Genomic DNA, 17,238 nt, shown 5'->3' with positions numbered 1-17,238 from the left:
CGTTAAAAAAAGAAGACAGGGCATCGACCCTGTCTTTTCATTTATGCACTTTCAATATCAACATTGGCCGTACATCAAGATGTGAGAGATTGAAGCTTCTCTCTGATTGATCCGCTGTTTTGTGTGATCAAACTTCTAAATATCTAATTTTGATTTAAGGCTGTTCTGCTTTGGGAAAAATCCCGCCCAACGATTGGCAGGCTGCGGTATAAAGCTGATATTGCTGCTGCACAATTTCATCCACCGCCAGGCTGGATTGCTGTTCACCTTCCCGATACTGTTCCACATAACGGCTGGCTTTTTGCCGGGCGGCAACCAGTGCATGTTCGTGATAGCTGTTAATGGCACTATGTGTCATTAGCGCGGTTTCAATATTGTGGCATTCAAATTGCGCCAGCAATTGTTCAGCGCGTTTTAATTCTTGGGAGTTACCGAACATACAGGCGCTCAGCAGGGTGCAGCAGGCCAAAGCAAACAGGGGTTTCATGTTAGCAAAATAGTGAAGAGAGGATAGGCCATAGTCTAGCGAATTCAGCCCACCTCTAGCATGACAAACCGGTTTAACTGCTTAAAAATTAGTTTACTGTGATAAAAGTCACACAAAACTGCAGTTAACCTTTGACCAGACCGCCATCGACAATCAGGTTTTGCCCGGTGACTGCACGCGAATACGGTGACAGGAACATCATAATGGCAGCAGCAAATTCTTCCGGGGTGGTAACGCGGCGTAGTGGCGTCGAGGCAGCAATTAAATCAAATACCGCATCTGGCGTGGCTTTGCTGGCATCGGTGGTTTGGAGCAGCCCGCCAGACAACATATTCACGTTAATACCATATTGGCCCAGATCATGCGCTGCAGTACGGGTAAAGGCCAACAGTGCGGCTTTGGCGGTGGTGTAGTCATGATAAGGCACCACCGGATTCTGCACGAGGTTGGTACCAATATTCACAATACGGCCAAATCCGGCAGTTTTCATATCCTCGAGCGCTGCTTGGGTGGTATTGAGGGCAGCCACAACTGCACCATCAAACTGTTGCTGCATGATGGCCAGCGTCAGATCTTCGACTTTGGGACGGGCATCACCATTAAACTCAAAGTTAATTAAGGCATTGTTGATGACACTATGAATGGCCTGACCAAAATGCGCCTTGGCTGCGGCAAAGAGTGCCTGCACCTGGGCTTTGTCAGTGACATCGGCCTGATGGGCAAAGACCTGCTCAGGATACTGTTGCACCAGTTGCTCGGCAGCAGCGGCACTGTTTAAATAATTTACCACTACACGCGCCCCTTCCGCCAATAAGGTTCGGGTAATCGCCAGGCCTAAACCGCGTGCGCCGCCAGTCACTAAAACAATTTGATCACGAATTTGCATATTGTTCACATCCTCATTCCCTATGCAGATGCACCATAGCAAGAAATGGCAGTCAGCCAAAGCGAAATCTGCGCCGATAGAAACTGGTGCAGTTATTGCTTAATGCCAGGGCATAGACTTCAAAAAGATACGAATTGAGCAAAATGAATCAGCTGGTGGCAACAGAAGTGAAGCCTGCGGTGCAATATTGGTTTGCACAGCTCGAACTTGGCTTTAAAGGCGCAGAAAATCGCACCGTATTGGAACATCGTAAACATCATGGTCCTGTTCGGGTGCAAAAAATGCTGTGGCCGGAAAAAACCGGGGTGTGCCACGCCATTATTGTGCATCCACCGGCAGGCATTGCCGGGGGTGATCATTTAACCTTTCAGATGTCGGCAGAGCAGGCCGCACATGCCTTGGTGACCACGCCGGGTGCAGGAAAATGGTACAAGACCAATCAAAAACAGGCTTTCCAACATATTGATATTACAGTTAAAGATGCCTCTATTTTTGAATGGCTACCACAAGAAACCATGCTCTTTAATGGTGCACATGCCAATTCTGAAACCAGAGTTATTTTGGAGGATGCCGCCAGTTTTATTGGTTGGGATATGTTGGTACTGGGCCGTCAGGCGCGCCATGAAACATTTATCGAGGGCAGTTATCAAAATCGATTTCAGCTGTACCGGAACAATAAATTACTGGTCACTGACCGTTTGAGTTTTAGTGGCAATGACCGCTGGCTCAGCTCCTGTTTGGGAATGAACGGTCATGCAGTCATGGCTAGCTTCTGGGCAGTGCCGCCAGAAAAATTCCGCTCAAAATTCTATTTAGATCAGCAGATTGATCAAATCCGTGAGCTGATTATGCGCATGGATATTAAGGTGACGTTAACCCTGCTGGATGATGTGGTGACAGCACGTTATCTGGGGGATGACGTACGCCAGTGTCATGATGCCTTTGCCGCAATACGTGCCAAGCTGCGCCGTGACTGGTTTGATTTAGATGAAGAATTTCCGAGGATTTGGCGGACATAAAATGAAGTTCTCCCTCCCAATGGGAGGGAGCTAGAGGGAGGGTAAATACATTGGGTTTATTACCTCTCCCTAACCCTCTCCTGAAAGGAGAGGGAATATCATTTTTTAGCACACATTTTGCATTACATCCTTTAGAACAAATTTAGGAACGAGATATGGAACTCAATCCCACTGAAAAAGACAAAATGCTGATTTTTACTGCGGGCTTGGTGGCCGAACGTCGTAAAGCACGTGGGCTAAAACTGAACTATCCCGAGGCGATTGCTTATATTTCTGCCGCGTTGTTAGAGGGCGCGCGTGATGGTATGAGCGTGAGTGAGCTGATGCATTACGGTACCACGTTATTAAAACGTGAAGATGTGATGGAAGGTATACCGGAAATGATTGCCGAAGTTCAGGTTGAAGCGACTTTTCCAGATGGCTCAAAACTGGTCACGGTTCATCAACCGATTGTCTAGGAGTCAAACATGATACCCGGAGAAGTGATTACCCCAGACTCAGACATTGAAATGAATGTCGGACGTCAGACCTTAAAAATGACCGTCAGTAATATCGGAGATCGTCCGATTCAAGTCGGTTCACATTTTCATTTTTATGAGGCCAATGATGCTTTGCAATTTAACCGTGAAGCAGCGCGAGGCTATCGTCTAAATATTGCAGCAGGGACTGCGGTACGTTTTGAGCCAGGTCAAAGCCGGGATATTGAACTGGTCGCTTTGGCAGGTAAACGGGAAGTGTACGGTTTTGCAGGTCGTGTCATGGGTCCATTGGATTAAGGAAAAATTAAAATGAAAATGTCACGCCGCGCCTATGCGGAAATGTTTGGTCCAACGGTGGGTGATCGGGTTCGTTTGGCCGATACCGAACTATTTATTGAAGTCGAGCAAGACCTGACCACCTATGGCGAAGAGGTGAAATTTGGTGGCGGTAAAGTCATCCGAGATGGCATGGGGCAGTCACAACTTTTGGCTGATGATGTTGCCGATACCGTCATTACCAATGCTTTAATTGTAGATTGGTGGGGCATTGTTAAAGCTGATGTCGGTTTAAAGAACGGCCGTATCTGGAAAATTGGTAAAGCCGGCAACCCTGATATTCAGCCGGATATTACCATTCCACTTGGTGCTGCTACTGAAGTGATTGCAGGTGAAGGACAAATTTTAACAGCAGGTGGTGTGGATACCCATATTCATTGGATTTGCCCACAACAAGTGGAAACTGCACTCATGTCAGGCGTCACCACCATGATTGGTGGCGGTACAGGTCCTGCGGCAGGAACATCGGCAACCACGGTGACACCGGGACCGTGGCATATCTCGACCATGCTACAAGCCATAGATGATTTACCAATGAATATTGGCTTACTCGGCAAAGGTAATTTAAGCCAGCCTGAACCGATTGCCGAGCAAATTCGTGCAGGTGTAGTGGGTTTAAAACTGCATGAAGATTGGGGCTCGACACCTGCAGCGATTGATAACTGTTTGACTGTGGCAGATGAATTTGACGTGCAAGTCGCAATTCATACCGACACTTTAAATGAAAGTGGTTTCTTGGAAGAAACGTTGGCGGCATTTAAAAACCGTACCATTCACACTTATCATACCGAAGGTGCCGGTGGTGGACATGCGCCTGATATTTTAAGAGCCATTGGTCAGCCGAATGTGTTGCCATCGTCGACCAATCCAACCCGTCCTTATACCATCAACACCATTGATGAACATCTGGATATGTTGATGGTCTGTCACCATTTAGATCCTGCAATTTCGGAAGATGTGGCGTTTGCGGAAAGTCGTATTCGCCGTGAAACCATTGCTGCGGAAGATATTTTGCAAGACTTAGGCGCAATTGCCATGATGTCATCGGATTCGCAAGCGATGGGGCGTGTTGGAGAAGTGGTGATACGCACATGGCAAACCGCACATAAAATGAAAGTGCAGCGTGGACCTTTAGAGGGTGACAATGCCACGCATGACAATCATCGTGTGAAGCGTTATATCGCCAAATATACGATTAACCCTGCGATTACCCATGGTTTAAGTCATGAAATTGGCTCGGTGGAAGTCGGTAAACTGGCCGATTTAGTGTTGTGGAAGCCCGCATTTTTTGGTGTAAAACCATCGATGATTATTAAAGGCGGGATGATTGCGGCAGCGCCAATGGGCGATATTAATGCGTCAATTCCAACACCGCAGCCAGTGCATTATCGTCCGATGTTTGGTGCCAATGCCCGTGGTGTGCATAACACCTGTATTACGTTTTTGTCGCAAGTGGCGATTGATGCGAGTGTGCATGAAAAGCTAGGGCTGAAAAAGTTGATTAGCCCATGTAAAGGCACACGGGATATTCAGAAGAAAGATATGAAGCTGAATACTTACTGCCCTGTGATGGAAGTTGATCCTGAAATTTATGAGGTTCGGGCGGATGGGAAATTACTGACGTGTGAACCTGCGGAAGTGTTGCCGATGGCACAGCGGTATTTTTTGTTTTAAGAATCTCCCTAAATCCCTCTTTAAAAAAGAGGGACTTTCTGTAGTGGTTTAATAAAGTTGGACACCAAATTAGGTGATAATAGATTCACCAATGAGGTGCTTATGAAACCAAGACGTACATTTACTCCAGAGTTTAAAGTTGAAGCTGCTAGCCTTGTACTCGATCAGGGCTATTCTATCTTACAGGCTTGCCGCGCTTTAGATGTTGGTCAAACTGCTATGAGACGCTGGGTTGACCAGCTTCAACTCGAACGTAGCGGACAAACTCCAGTAGTAAATGCTTTAACTCCTGAACAGCGCAAGATACAAGAACTTGAAGCCCGTATTTATCAGCTCGAACAGGAGAAGATGATTCTAAAAAAGGCTACAGCTCTCTTAATGTCAGACGAGTTCAAACATATGCACTGATAGACCAGTTAAGAAAGTTACGTCCTGTTGAGTTGGTCTGTCGTGCCTTTGGTATTCTGCGTTCAAGTTACTATCACTATCGTGCTCAACGTGATCTCTGCCGTCCAAGCAGAGTTAAGTTGAAGGTGTTGATTTCCAGTATCTTTAAGCAAAGCCGTGGTTCTTTAGGAAGCCGTGGCATCAGATACGTCTTACAAAGCCAAGGCATCAAGGTGGGGCGATACCTAATACGTAAACTTATGCGCAGTCTAGGATTGATTTCAAAACAGCGCAGAAAGCATAGATATCAAGGTAGTAAAGGCGATGATATCCATACAGACAATGTACTAAATAGACAGTTTAATCCTACGTGGCCAAATCGTGTATGGACGAGTGACATCACTTATATTTGGATAGGTAAAAGCTGGGCATATTTAGCGGTTGTACTCGATCTTTACGCACGCAGGGTGATTGGATGGTCTATGTCAGATCAAGCCTGTCAGCATTTAGTGACTAATACTTTAGAAGATGCTTGGCGATCCAGAGGTAGACCTACAGGCGTAATATTTCATACCGATCAAGGCAGTCAGTATAAAAGTTATCTGTTCAGATATAGGCTTCAGCAATATGCAATGGTGCAGAGTATGAGCCGCAGAGGGAATTGTTGGGATAATGCACCTACAGAGAGACTCTTTAGAAGTCTTAAAACGGAATGGATCCCAAAACTTGGTTACCATTCCATTCAAGAAGCCAAAGCAGACATTGGGAGAGCGTTCAAAATTCTGTGTCAGCCGAATTGGCTAGAGTTTAATTATATCATCGAGCCTGCCTTCAAAGTAAATCGATAACTGTGTGATGGTTTGCCCCCAGTTTGTCACCGGCATTGTCCATTTTTCAGAAGCCTGTTGAATGCCAATATACAGCAATTTCAGCAGGCTATTTTCATTCGGGAAAGCCCCCTTGGTTTTGGTCAGTTTTCTGAATTGGCGATGTACTGCTTCAACCGCATTGGTGGTATAAATTGGCTTCCTAACCGCTTTCGGATATTTGAAATAGGCACTGAGTAAATGCCATTTTTCACGCCATGAACGAATGACTTTCTCGTATTTATCCCCCCATTTGGCTTCCAGCTCATCTAGCGCCATTTCAGCTGCCTGCTTGGTATCTGCTCGGTAAACAGGCTTCAGATCAGCCATAAAGGCTTTTTGATCCTTACTGGCCACATAACGCAAGCTATTGCGGATTTGGTGAATAATACATAACTGCACTTCTGTCTGCGGAAATATCGCAGCAACTGCTTCAGGGAAGCCTTTAAGCCCATCAACGCAGGCGATCAGAATGTCTTGTATGCCACGGTTCTGCAAATCTGTGAGTACGCTGAGCCAATAATTAGCACCTTCACTTTCTGATAGGTAAAGACCCAGCAGTTCTTTATGGCCTTCGGTATTTAATCCCAGCACGGTATAAACGGCTTTGTTGACATAACGGCCTTCATCCTTGATCTTGTAATGGATGGCATCGAGCCACACAAAGGGATATACGGCATCAAGCGGCCTCTGTTGCCAGGCACGTAATTCGGGGATTAGCTTGTCTGTAATATTGGTAATGGCACCCTCGGAAATATCCAGTGCATACATATCGGCAATATGTTTTTGAATATCACGGTAGCTCATGCCGAGCGCAAACAGTGAGATGACTTTACTGTCGATCTCTTCAGAGAGTTTGGTTTGATTTTTCTTGACGAGTTGAGGCTCAAAATCACCAGTGCGATCACGAGGTGTTTCCAGTTCAAATGAACCGGAGGATGATTTTACGGTCTTGCGAGAGTAACCATTCCTGCGATTGGATGGTTTAGGATTTTCTTCCAGATAGTTTTCAATTTCAGCATTTAAAGCCGCTTCTGTCAGCTGTTTGATTAGTGGTGTCAGGATACCGTTTTCACCAGTGAGGGGTTGTCCTGATTGTAATTGTTTTAAAGCTGCTTCGAAATCAAAGTTGTTTGCCATGATGTGTCATTTCCTGTTTGATTCAGTTTATTGAAATGACACAGATTTTTGAACACTACCGACATTGGTTTTTATTTAATGCAGTACTACAACCGCATCCGACCACATCATTTTAATCAAGGGGTCAGCCCTTATGAGGCTGAACAAAAACTTAAAACTGTGTCCAATATTTGTTGACCACTACAGGCCATTACTCCATTGACTCTGATCATATTTTCTTTTTTGGGATTTCTAATAAAAGGTGAGGATATTCTAAAGTACCTGTTATATGTAATGTTCCCTGTTTCAACATTTATGCTGATTATTCTGTATTTTGTAAGAGTGAGTTTACAGCACGTCCGTTCTGTACAATCTCAAATGATGCAGCTTGAACTACGAATGACACTTTGTCAGTTTATTCATAACTATGCTGAAGATTCAGAAAAACTACATAAGAAAAATGCAGCAGGCTTTGATAAATTTGAAAATATTATCTTTTCACCCCTTGTATCATCAGATGACAAAATCCCAACCACATTTGATGGTATGGAACAACTTGCTAAATTAGTGAGTGAATTTAGGAAGTAAACGCACCAATAAAACTCATAATTGGCATAAAAAATGCTTACTTTTGATGCGTAAATTTACAGATGTTTTGCTTTGAAATTGAAAAACATAAGCCAAAGCAAAACATCTTCGTGACAAAAGGAACAGCATGAACATCTACACTCAACGAATAGAACACATTTCAGAGGGAAGCACTTTTGAAACCGTCGAACTCAGTTTTGACACCCGCCAAAAGAGCCGATTTCGTGCAACATTAAAATCAGGCGCCGATATTGGTGCAGACCTGCCGCGTACCGGCATTTTGCGTAGCGGCTCATTTATTGCCACTGAACAAGGGGATGTACTCCGGGTCGATGCAAAACCTGAACACCTGATGCAAGTGGTCGCCCAAACCGATTTTGATTTATTGAAAGCGGCGTATCACCTCGGCAACCGCCATGTACCGCTGATGCTCACGCCAACTGCACTGTATTTTGAACCAGATCATGTGCTGGCTGAAATGGTCATTGGACTGGGTCTGACTGTGAGTGAAGTCGAGCATCCCTTTGAACCAGAAAGCGGGGCATACGCACAGCACAGTCATGATCATCGTTTAAGCCCGATCAAGGCTATTCACGCCCATGCCCATCACTAATGCAGCGCAACTGCTCAAACTGCTAACCCTGTCCTCGACAGCGTTACCGGTCGGAGCGTATTGCTATTCGCAAGGGGTAGAAAGTGCGATTGATCAGGGCCTGATTCAAGATGAAAGCAGTAGCATCGCCTACTTTGAAGAAGTCTTGGAGATGCTACTGGTACGTTTTGAACTACCGGTCTTAAAACGGCTGATGCAATTTTATGATGATGACACACAGTTTGATCATTGGGCGCAGATTTATCGTGCCAGTCGGGAAAGCCGTGAACTTTTAGCAGAATCACAGCAGCTGGCATTTTCTCTTAATGCATGGATTAAAGATGTGCTGAAAATGCCGGTGACGGTGAAAAAACAGCTAGGTTTTGTGCCGGTTTATGCCCAGCTCTGCGGCCAGTTGGGTCTCAATGACGCAGATGTATTAACCGCTTATACCTTTACTGTGCTGGAAAATCAGGTGCTGGCGGCTGTGAAAACTGTCCCGCTGGGGCAGATGAGTGGGCAACGGATTTTATGGTATTTACATGAGCAGGTTCCGGCAGCCATCGAAAAAGCCTTAACGCTGGAAGATGAGCAGCTCAGTAGCGCCTTACCCAATTACGCCATGCTGAGTATGGCGCATGAAACTCAGTATTCACGCTTATTTCGTTCTTAAAGTCTTCCTTTTTAAAGGGAGATTGAGAGGGCTCAAAAATTTAATCAATATTCTCTCTCCCTTTGGGAAAGGGAAATCACCTCACCTTAGCGCAGTATGACTGCTTATCTCCTAAGAGGAGAGGGACAAGAAAAGGAAAATCAACATGACAGAACGTTCTCCATTACGTGTCGGCATCGGTGGTCCAGTCGGTTCAGGTAAAACTGCACTTACTCTCAATTTATGTCAGGCCTTGCGCCAGCGCTATAACATGGCGGTGGTCACCAATGACATTTATACCAAGGAAGACTCCAACTTTCTTACCCGCAACGAAGCCATGAGCCCAGACCGGATTGTCGGTGTCGAAACAGGTGGCTGTCCGCACACTGCCATCCGTGAAGATGCTTCGATTAACCTGGCAGCGATTGACGACTTGTGTGAAAAGTTCGATGGCTTGGAATTGATCATTATTGAAAGTGGTGGCGATAACTTGGCGGCAACCTTTAGTCCGGAATTATCCGATCTGACTTTATATGTGATTGATGTGGCCGGTGGTGAAAAAATTCCACGTAAAGGTGGGCCGGGCATTACCAAATCTGATTTACTGATTATTAACAAAACCGATTTAGCCCCAATGGTCGGCGCCAGTCTGGAAGTAATGGATCAGGATGCCAAGCGCATGCGTGGTGATAAACCATTTTTATTTTCCAATATGAAAACCAAAGATGGTTTGGAGCAGATTATTGAGTTTATTGAAAAACAGGGCCTGTTTAAAAACTAAATAGCCTAAGCAATATCTCTATTTTTCCCTGATTCTAAAAAGATGGCTATGGCTGTCTTTTTTCTTGTGAGCATTTAACATTTGCACTGCTTGAATATCGAGTCAAAAGCTCATCTTTCTGAACCAATTTTGATCTCCACTTGCAAATAGTAGATCAGGCAGGGCAGATAAAACCTTAACTCGGCAGAAACTTGGCCAGTCTTTTCTTTTATCCACCAGAAAAATAGCCTAGATATGGATGAAATATGAACTTGCACATACAGGAACGCAACAAAAAATTGCCAGTAAATTCATGCTGATTGCTGAAAATGCAGCCATCTGAACAGGGAATAAATTGCATGAAAAAGCTGGCTTTTGTGTCGCTGGTGGCGGTGGCACTTACCGGGTGTGTGGTCACGCCGTATGAGAATGGTCCACGACATAGCGTTTATACCGGTTATGATCGAGGCTATTCAAACTATCCATATACCGTGTCGCGTTGGGAAAATGAACGCCGTCCGGTGTATATTCAGCAGCGTCCATCGGTTAAGCCAGTGAATCGTCCACATGCTCAACGTCCGCATGGGCAAAAACCGGGTCAGGCCAATCGTCCTGCACATAAACCGACACAGAGTAAACCTGCACAAAGCAAACCGGTAAAGCCAAATCGTCCGGTGGCCAACAAGCCGCCCGTGAAGAAGCCACAGGTGAGTAATCCAGCTAAGGCCAAACCAGTGACGGCTTTGCCGCCGACTTCTGGAGTGCAGCGTCCATTACGACCGGGCGTATAAATCAAAAAGGATTCCATCTGGAATCCTTTTTTTATAACCGTTCAATCAAACGTTAAAGTGATTTCTGATACAGTCCGGCGCGGACCGTACCGGCTTTGGTTTCCTTGATTTGCTGCCAGGAGGCCGGCAGTTTTAGCTGGTTTAGATCACGGTCGGCTTCGACATAAATCAGGCCTTTATCCTGAATTAATGGATCAGCCAATTGTGCCAGCTGTTCCCATAAATCCAGGTTATAAGGCGGATCAAGAAACACCAGATCATAGCTGTCTTTCAGGCTGGCCAGCGCCTGCTGTGCAGTACTGATTTTTAACTGGGCGCGGGCTTTGGTGACTTTTAACAGTTCTAGGTTCTGGGTCAGGAACTGGGCTTGAGTGCGGTCCGGTTCAATCATGGTGACCTGTGCAGCACCACGTGATAGCGCTTCAAAGGAAAGCGCCCCCGAGCCGGCACACAGGTCCAGCACTTTGGCATTTTGCACATCCCACATCAGCCAGTTAAACAGGGTTTCACGCACCCGGTCCGGCGTCGGGCGTAAACCGTCAATACTGGCAAAGGCCAACTGGCGACGTTTCCAGTCTCCACCAATAATTCGTAGCTGGTTTTTCATGGTTTAGTCACTCTCTATTGTGGCAGATGGGGCAGCGGCCGGTGTTGCTGGCGCAGATGCAGCAGTATCCTGAGCCGGAGTGGTGGTGCTACGAGCACCTTCGGCACTTGGCAGTTCACTTGGCTTTAAACCGGCGGTCATCAGGCCACCACTAATTTGGGCCGCAGATGGGCGAATCGGATTCTTGTCTTTGTTGAGTAGCCAGTAATCCAGAATTGGACGGGCCAGGGCAGTGGCAGCACTCCCACCACGGCCATTTTCCAGAATCACCGCAATGGCAATTTCAGGTTTTTCTGCCGGAGCGAAGCCGACAAATAAACCGTGGTCAAGCTGACGGTCGGTGAGCAGTGCTTCATTATAGCGTTTGCCCTGGGCAATACTTTTGACCTGCGCTGTCCCGGTTTTTCCGGCAATTGAATATTGCAGGCCGCCTTTAATACCTTTACCGGTGCCTGATTGAATGACATCCACCATGGCATCGCGCATTTTAATCCAGTCTTCGTCGGTCCCGTTAAATTCAATGCGGCCATTGGTACCATTATGCACCTTAAATGGACGCGCACCGCGGCTTTCACGCAGCACGTGTGGCGTGACTTTAAAGCCCTGGTTGGCGGTAATGGCAGTGGCCATGGCCAGTTGTAATGGTGTCGCGGTAAAAGCACCCTGACCAATACTGACGGAAATGGTTTCGCCGCGCATCCATTTGGCATTACGGGTACGCATCTTCCATTCCGGACTTGGATATAGGCCGGTGCTTTCACTTGGTAAATCGACGCCAGTGCGCTCACTAAAACCAAACTGGCGCATCCAGTCATTCATCTTTTCAATGCCCATCCGGTAGGACAATACATAGAAATAGGTATCACAGGACACCACCTGAGCGGTGTGCATGTTGACAATGCCATGCCCCGATTTTTTATGGTCACGGAAGCGGTGGCTGTCGCCTGGTAAGGTGAAATAGCCATAATCCTGAATCGCAGTGCTCCAGTCGACCAGACCATAATGAATCCCGCCTAAACCAAACATTGGCTTAATGATCGAGCCGGGCGGATACACCCCTTGCACGGCACGGTTATACAGCGGCTGGTCAATATTGTCACGCAGGGCGGCATAGTTGGTATGGCTGATGCCGGTGACAAAGAGGTTCGGGTTAAAGCTGGGGCTCGACACCAGCGCCAGAATTTCCCCGGTACGTGGATCAAGCGCGACAATCGCACCACGGCGGCCAGCCAGCTGTTCAGAGGCCACCACTTGCAGGCCATAATCTAAGGACAGATATAGATCATTACCGCGAACCGGATCTTTACGGCCCAAATGACGCAGTACATTACCGTGTGCATCGGCCTCGACCGATTCATTACCCGGTACGCCGTGCAGTAAATGCTCATATGATTTTTCTACGCCAATTTTACCAATCAGGTTGGTGCCGGCGTAGGCATCTTTATCAATCTCTTTCAGCTCTTTGTCATTGATCCGGCCCACATAACCAATCACATGCGCAAACAGCTCACCATGTGGATAGTAACGGGTCATCTGGGTTTCAATATTCACCCCGGGAAACTGGAATTTTACTTCACTGAAACGGGCAATATCGGTTTCGTTCAGATTCAGTTTAATGGAGACCCGTTCAGTTTTACGCGCGGTTTTAATCCGGCTCTGGAAGCGTTCAATATCTTCTTCAGTCAGTTCCAGAATCGGGGTCAGCCGTTCGATGGTGGCATCAATATCTTCGACATCGGCCCGGCTTAAGGTCGCGGTAAAGACCGGATAGTTATCGGCCAGCAACACCCCATTACGGTCATAGATATAACCGCGTGCGGGCGCTAAGGGTTGCAGGCGAATCCGGTTTTTGTCAGATGCGGTGGCAAACTCATCAAAGCTACTGATTTGCAGATAGGCATAACGTACCACCAGCAGCAGTAAAAAGAAACTGACCAGCCCGATAGAGATGAATACCCGATTGCGAAAAATGCGCTTTTCTTGCTGAACGTTTTTTAAAGGAAAGTGCTGTTTCATATGCAATCGGCTTAAACAGATCAAGGAGATGAGAATAGGGCTGTTATTCTAGCCGATAACACAGCGCTTTGCGTATGCCTGCATGACCGATTCGACACAAATAATGTGATTTAGGTTTTTGACTTTTGCGACAATAAAAAGATCGGCTGCTGTATATAAGAATCCGGGTAAATCTGCTACAGTCAAAAAAATAAAACAGGATTGTTTTACAATTAGAATTAAGGAACTTGGTGAAAATAATGAAAAAAGTATATTCCTTAGTGGCATGTATTGCACTGTGCAATGTGGCCTATGCCGAAGAATCTTCTTTTTTCCCACAGGCAAAATTGACCGGGGAAGATACAAAAACCTGGAATATCGGGGCAGGAATTACACAAAAATTACTTCATTTAAATGCAGAATGGGTCAATCCCTACGGCATTGCCTATGCCAAAGCCGGGGCATTTTTAAATGGGGATCATGAACCGGGTGGACAAATTGGCTTTCGCTTGCCATATCATTTCACCGGTAAAGATAAAAATGGTTATTATATCGGAGCTTATGCGGGTCATCTTGAATCCAAAGTGGTCGACCAGAAAGAGAAAGCACGTCTGGGCGCTGGTGTAGATCTTGCTTATGTCTTGCTGAGCCGTGAACGGATCAGCACCTTTAGTGTGGGGATTGGTGCAGGTGAAAAACTGGAAGATCGGGCCGGTCGGGTGATTGCAGAAACCGAGCCAAAACTACAATTTTCCTATACTTTAAGTGTGGGTTTATAGCCAGAATAGCGAGTTAAATGCTTTTAGAATCCGGTAATTAGAAATAAATATGGAAAATATGCATGCTTGAGTACATCAATCAGTTGTGGCAAACCTTTTTGAATCGCCCGGATTTTTGGGCTGTGCTCAGCATTATCCCTGTCACCGCTTTTGTGACCTGGGCCCACGTGTGGATGGCACTGAAAATGGTGTTCTATCCCATTAATTTCTGGGGCTTTCATCTGGGGCCGTTGCCGGTGGGCTGGCAGGGGATTGTGCCGAGAAAAGCCGGGCGTATTTCAGGCATTATTACCGACAATACCTTGTCTAAACTGGGCTCATTGCGCGAATTTCTGGATGCCATGGACCCGGAAGATATGGCACGGATTATTGGCGAGCAGGTCGGTTTCGAGCTGGAGCATTTAATTGATGAGGTGATGATCGACCGCAATGCTGTGCTGTGGGAGAACCTGCCCTATTCAATTAAACGCCGCATTTATGCCCAGGCACATAAACAGCTGCCTGCGGTGCTACGTGAACTGGTCACTGAACTGACTTTGAATGTCGAGTCACTGGTGGATATGCGCGAAATGGTGGTACGCCAGATGGAAGGCGACCGCCGTTTAATGGTGCGCATGTTCCTGAAAGTGGGCCAGAAAGAAATTAACTTTATCTGGCATATCAGTGCGTTAATCGGGATGTTCTTTGGTATATTCCAGATGATTGTCTGGTTTATTGTGCCGTGGCACTGGACCGTACCATTCTGGGCCGCCATCTGGGGCTTTTTAACCAACTGGATTGCGATCTGGATGGTGTTCAACCCGATTGAACCGCATTATGTGAAGTATCCACAATTTTTTACGCGAACACAGAGTCGCAAATTTCCGTGGATTAAACCTGTTATTCCGCGCATTGGCACCTATAATGTTCAGGGTGCCTTTATGAAGCGCCAGGAAGAGGTGTCTGATGTATTTGCCAGTGTGGTCACCGAAGATTTAATTACTTTAAAATCCATTATGACCGAAATGATGTATGGCAGTAAAAAAGACAAGACCCGTCGGATTGTTAAACGCCATATTAATGAAATTATGGAAACCCCACTGGTCAGAACCTCTTTACAATTGTCTTTAGGGCCAAAAGAATACGCAAAACTCAAGACAGACTTGATCGATCGCTCAATTGAAATTACGATGGTGCCTGTATGCGACCCAGCCTTTAATGCGAGCCGTGCACAGAAAATCTATCAAATGTTTAGAGAACGTATTCTTGAACTTACACCAAGAGAGTTTCAAAATTTATTGCGTCCTGCCTTTCAGGAAGATGAATGGATCTTGATTGTATTGGGAGGGGTAACCGGTTTTATTGCTGGTTTAATACATTTGTTTGTCGCTTTCTTATAATTGGATGCTGGACAGCATGTCGAACCTGAGTTCGTCATGAACAAAGTGTCATGTACATTGTTAAAAATGAGGATGTTTTTTTATGCGCATTATCTTACTCGGACCACCTGGAGCAGGTAAAGGTACACAAGCTCAGTTGATCTGTAAGCGCTACAATATCCCACAAATTTCAACCGGTGATATGCTCCGTGCTGCGATTCGTGAAGGTACTGAATTAGGTCTACAGGCTAAAAACGTAATGGAAAGCGGTGGTCTGGTTTCAGATGAATTGATCATCGGTTTAGTGAAAGAGCGTATTGCTCAACCTGATTGTGCCAATGGCTGCATTTTTGATGGTTTCCCGCGTACTATTCCACAAGCGGAAGCGCTGGAAAAAGAAGGTATCAACATTGATCACGTGATTGAAATTGATGTACCGGACGAAGAAATCGTACAGCGTCTGTCTGGTCGCCGTCAGCACCCGGCTTCTGGTCGTGTTTATCACATCGTTTACAATCCGCCAAAAGTGGAAGGTAAAGATGATGAAACGGGTGAAGATCTGGTACAACGTCCAGATGACCAGGAAGAAACCATTCGTAAGCGTTTAGCGTCTTACCACACTGAAACTGAGCAACTGGTTGGTTTCTACCAAGGCCGCGCAGCGACAGGTGAAAATGCACCGACGTATGACAAACTTAACGGTCTACGTCCAATTGAAGATGTACAAGCGGATCTGTTCGCAATTTTAGATCAGGCAAAATAATCACCCGCTGATTGTTTTGACTTTAAGGGAGTCCTCGGTCATAGTAGGGCTCCTTTTTTATTTGCGTGCGTATAAGGAAACTGCCTCGGTGAAAATTGGTGTGTTAATTTTAATGGTGCTGTTCCTGGCCATGTTGGTGGGTCTGTTTTATATCAGCTATAAAATGCTGCTAAAAGTGCGTCAGGAAGAACGTGCTGCAAATGCCAACCAGCCACAGCAGCGTCAATTGCATCCTAAATTGCAGGCGCAATTAGAGCAGCAGAAAAAAGCACAGGATAAAGACGCACAAGACTAAGCGGGTTTTTATCGCCCGACTTACATCAGCATTATTGAATGATCTACCTCGAATATGCAGCGCAGGTCATCTTCAAGTATAAAAAAGCTGAATTCAGGATTCAGCTTCAATATTTTTGACTGCAATCTGGCGCGCAGCTCCAAACTCAAACCGGTCTGGCCAGTTACAGACATCGGCCACTACACATTCATAGCATTTAGGCTTGCGGGCAATACAGCAATAGCGGCCATGCAGAATTAGCCAGTGATGTGCATCAACGATAAATTCTTTCGGAATCACTTTCACCAGACGGTGTTCCACTTCCAGCACATTTTTACCCACGGCTAAACCGGTCCGGTTGCCGACACGGAAAATATGGGTATCAACTGCCATGGTCGGTTGACCAAACGCTGTGTTCAGCACCACATTGGCTGTTTTACGCCCCACACCCGGCAAGGCTTCCAGATCGGCCCGATTTTCCGGTACCTGGCTGTTATGCTTTTCAATCAGGATTTTACAGGCCTTAATCACATTTTCCGCTTTGGAATTATATAGGCCAATGGTCTTGATATAGTCCTTTAGCCCATCAACCCCCAGTGCATAAATCGCTTCCGGAGTATTCGCTACTGGAAATAATTTGTCTGTGGCTTTGTTCACGCTAACATCGGTGGCCTGCGCCGATAAGGTCACTGCCACCAGCAATTCAAACGGTGAGGAGAAATTCAGTTCGGTGGTTGGATGCGGACGCTGTTCACGCAAGCGCTCAAAAAAGGTATAGACCTGCTTTCGGGTCAAGTTTTTTACCGGTTTGACTGCGCTGCTCATG

At 46.1% G+C, this 17,238-nt stretch carries 20 protein-coding genes; 14 read left to right on the top strand and 6 right to left on the bottom strand.

All coding sequences use genetic code 11. The features are described from left to right. Window positions 1–154: 154 nt before the first annotated feature. Complete coding sequence (locus tag ACVLR6_RS10135; RefSeq protein WP_005179319.1) at window positions 155–487, bottom strand: hypothetical protein; 333 nt, start codon at window positions 485–487, stop codon at window positions 155–157. A gap of 124 nt (window positions 488–611) precedes the next feature. Beyond that, window positions 612–1,373, bottom strand: a complete 762-nt coding sequence (locus ACVLR6_RS10130) for a 3-oxoacyl-ACP reductase (RefSeq protein ID WP_455995122.1) — start codon at window positions 1,371–1,373, stop codon at window positions 612–614. Between the two features lie 143 nt (window positions 1,374–1,516). On the opposite strand from ACVLR6_RS10130, the gene ACVLR6_RS10125 reads away from it, so the two are divergent. From ACVLR6_RS10125 to ACVLR6_RS10105, 5 genes are all read left to right on the top strand, one after another. Continuing rightward, complete coding sequence (locus tag ACVLR6_RS10125; RefSeq protein ID WP_016659274.1) at window positions 1,517–2,392, top strand: urease accessory protein UreD; 876 nt, start codon at window positions 1,517–1,519, stop codon at window positions 2,390–2,392. A gap of 155 nt (window positions 2,393–2,547) precedes the next feature. Continuing rightward, on the top strand, window positions 2,548–2,850 hold the full coding sequence (gene ureA / locus ACVLR6_RS10120; protein WP_005179314.1) for an urease subunit gamma: 303 nt from the start codon (window positions 2,548–2,550) through the stop codon (window positions 2,848–2,850). Window positions 2,851–2,859: 9 nt separating this feature from the next. After that, window positions 2,860–3,168 carry an urease subunit beta gene (locus ACVLR6_RS10115; RefSeq protein WP_005179311.1) on the top strand — a complete coding sequence of 103 codons (309 nt, stop codon included), beginning with the start codon at window positions 2,860–2,862 and terminating at the stop codon, window positions 3,166–3,168. Window positions 3,169–3,180: 12 nt separating this feature from the next. Beyond that, window positions 3,181–4,881 (top strand): urease subunit alpha, encoded by a 1,701-nt coding sequence (gene ureC, locus ACVLR6_RS10110; RefSeq protein WP_168384311.1) that lies wholly within the window; start codon window positions 3,181–3,183, stop codon window positions 4,879–4,881. A gap of 102 nt (window positions 4,882–4,983) precedes the next feature. Further along, window positions 4,984–6,116 (top strand): IS3 family transposase gene (locus tag ACVLR6_RS10105; RefSeq protein WP_455995121.1). Its coding sequence is split into 2 segments (ribosomal slippage): window positions 4,984–5,236 and window positions 5,236–6,116, totalling 1,134 coding nucleotides; the frame shifts between segments, so codons are not numbered across the junction. Here ACVLR6_RS10105 and ACVLR6_RS10100 read toward each other — a convergent pair. After that, window positions 6,069–7,274, bottom strand: coding sequence for an IS256 family transposase (locus ACVLR6_RS10100; protein WP_455995120.1), 1,206 nt, complete (start codon window positions 7,272–7,274; stop codon window positions 6,069–6,071). The two genes, ACVLR6_RS10105 and ACVLR6_RS10100, sit on opposite strands and share 48 nt — an antisense overlap. 357 nt (window positions 7,275–7,631) lie before the next feature. Between ACVLR6_RS10100 and ACVLR6_RS10095 the strand changes: the two genes are divergently transcribed. The 5 genes from ACVLR6_RS10095 (at window position 7,632) to ACVLR6_RS10075 (ending at window position 10,636) form a co-directional block, all read left to right on the top strand. Then, window positions 7,632–7,841 carry a hypothetical protein gene (locus ACVLR6_RS10095; protein WP_455995119.1) on the top strand — a complete coding sequence of 70 codons (210 nt, stop codon included), beginning with the start codon at window positions 7,632–7,634 and terminating at the stop codon, window positions 7,839–7,841. A gap of 127 nt (window positions 7,842–7,968) precedes the next feature. Continuing rightward, window positions 7,969–8,454, top strand: coding sequence for an urease accessory protein UreE (ureE, locus tag ACVLR6_RS10090; RefSeq protein ID WP_104487343.1), 486 nt, complete (start codon window positions 7,969–7,971; stop codon window positions 8,452–8,454). Further along, window positions 8,441–9,106 carry an urease accessory protein UreF gene (locus tag ACVLR6_RS10085; protein ID WP_005179301.1) on the top strand — a complete coding sequence of 222 codons (666 nt, stop codon included), beginning with the start codon at window positions 8,441–8,443 and terminating at the stop codon, window positions 9,104–9,106. The genes ureE and ACVLR6_RS10085 overlap by 14 nt, the downstream gene beginning before the upstream one ends. 145 nt (window positions 9,107–9,251) lie before the next feature. Beyond that, window positions 9,252–9,866, top strand: a complete 615-nt coding sequence (ureG, locus tag ACVLR6_RS10080; RefSeq protein WP_005179298.1) for an urease accessory protein UreG — start codon at window positions 9,252–9,254, stop codon at window positions 9,864–9,866. A gap of 338 nt (window positions 9,867–10,204) precedes the next feature. Continuing rightward, complete coding sequence (locus tag ACVLR6_RS10075) at window positions 10,205–10,636, top strand: hypothetical protein (RefSeq protein ID WP_286409190.1); 432 nt, start codon at window positions 10,205–10,207, stop codon at window positions 10,634–10,636. 52 nt (window positions 10,637–10,688) lie between these two features. Here the strand turns inward: ACVLR6_RS10075 and rsmD are convergent, their stop codons facing one another. After that, window positions 10,689–11,243, bottom strand: a complete 555-nt coding sequence (gene rsmD / locus ACVLR6_RS10070; RefSeq protein ID WP_160241127.1) for a 16S rRNA (guanine(966)-N(2))-methyltransferase RsmD — start codon at window positions 11,241–11,243, stop codon at window positions 10,689–10,691. A 3-nt stretch (window positions 11,244–11,246) separates the two neighbouring features. Further along, entirely contained in the window at window positions 11,247–13,259 is a 2,013-nt protein-coding gene (mrdA, locus tag ACVLR6_RS10065; protein ID WP_104473178.1) for a penicillin-binding protein 2, read from the bottom strand. 239 nt (window positions 13,260–13,498) lie between these two features. Between mrdA and ACVLR6_RS10060 the strand changes: the two genes are divergently transcribed. The 4 genes from ACVLR6_RS10060 to ACVLR6_RS10045 all read left to right on the top strand — a co-directional run bounded on the left by ACVLR6_RS10060 (window position 13,499) and on the right by ACVLR6_RS10045 (window position 16,433). Continuing rightward, window positions 13,499–14,017 carry a hypothetical protein gene (locus tag ACVLR6_RS10060; protein ID WP_104484164.1) on the top strand — a complete coding sequence of 173 codons (519 nt, stop codon included), beginning with the start codon at window positions 13,499–13,501 and terminating at the stop codon, window positions 14,015–14,017. A 62-nt stretch (window positions 14,018–14,079) separates the two neighbouring features. After that, window positions 14,080–15,396 carry a hypothetical protein gene (locus tag ACVLR6_RS10055; RefSeq protein WP_005179289.1) on the top strand — a complete coding sequence of 439 codons (1,317 nt, stop codon included), beginning with the start codon at window positions 14,080–14,082 and terminating at the stop codon, window positions 15,394–15,396. A gap of 82 nt (window positions 15,397–15,478) precedes the next feature. Beyond that, window positions 15,479–16,138 (top strand): adenylate kinase, encoded by a 660-nt coding sequence (gene adk, locus ACVLR6_RS10050; RefSeq protein WP_005179287.1) that lies wholly within the window; start codon window positions 15,479–15,481, stop codon window positions 16,136–16,138. A gap of 88 nt (window positions 16,139–16,226) precedes the next feature. Further along, complete coding sequence (locus tag ACVLR6_RS10045; protein ID WP_168405578.1) at window positions 16,227–16,433, top strand: hypothetical protein; 207 nt, start codon at window positions 16,227–16,229, stop codon at window positions 16,431–16,433. Window positions 16,434–16,526: 93 nt separating this feature from the next. On the opposite strand, the gene nth is transcribed toward ACVLR6_RS10045, so the two are convergent. Then, a complete protein-coding gene (gene nth / locus ACVLR6_RS10040) occupies window positions 16,527–17,237 on the bottom strand; it encodes an endonuclease III (RefSeq protein ID WP_005179284.1) in 711 nt (236 codons plus the stop codon). Window position 17,238: the final 1 nt, after the last annotated feature.

Source organism: Acinetobacter sp. T63 (assembly GCF_053852345.1).
The sequence above is the reverse complement of the archived record's forward strand: the minus strand, read 5'-3'. Positions and strand labels throughout refer to the sequence as shown.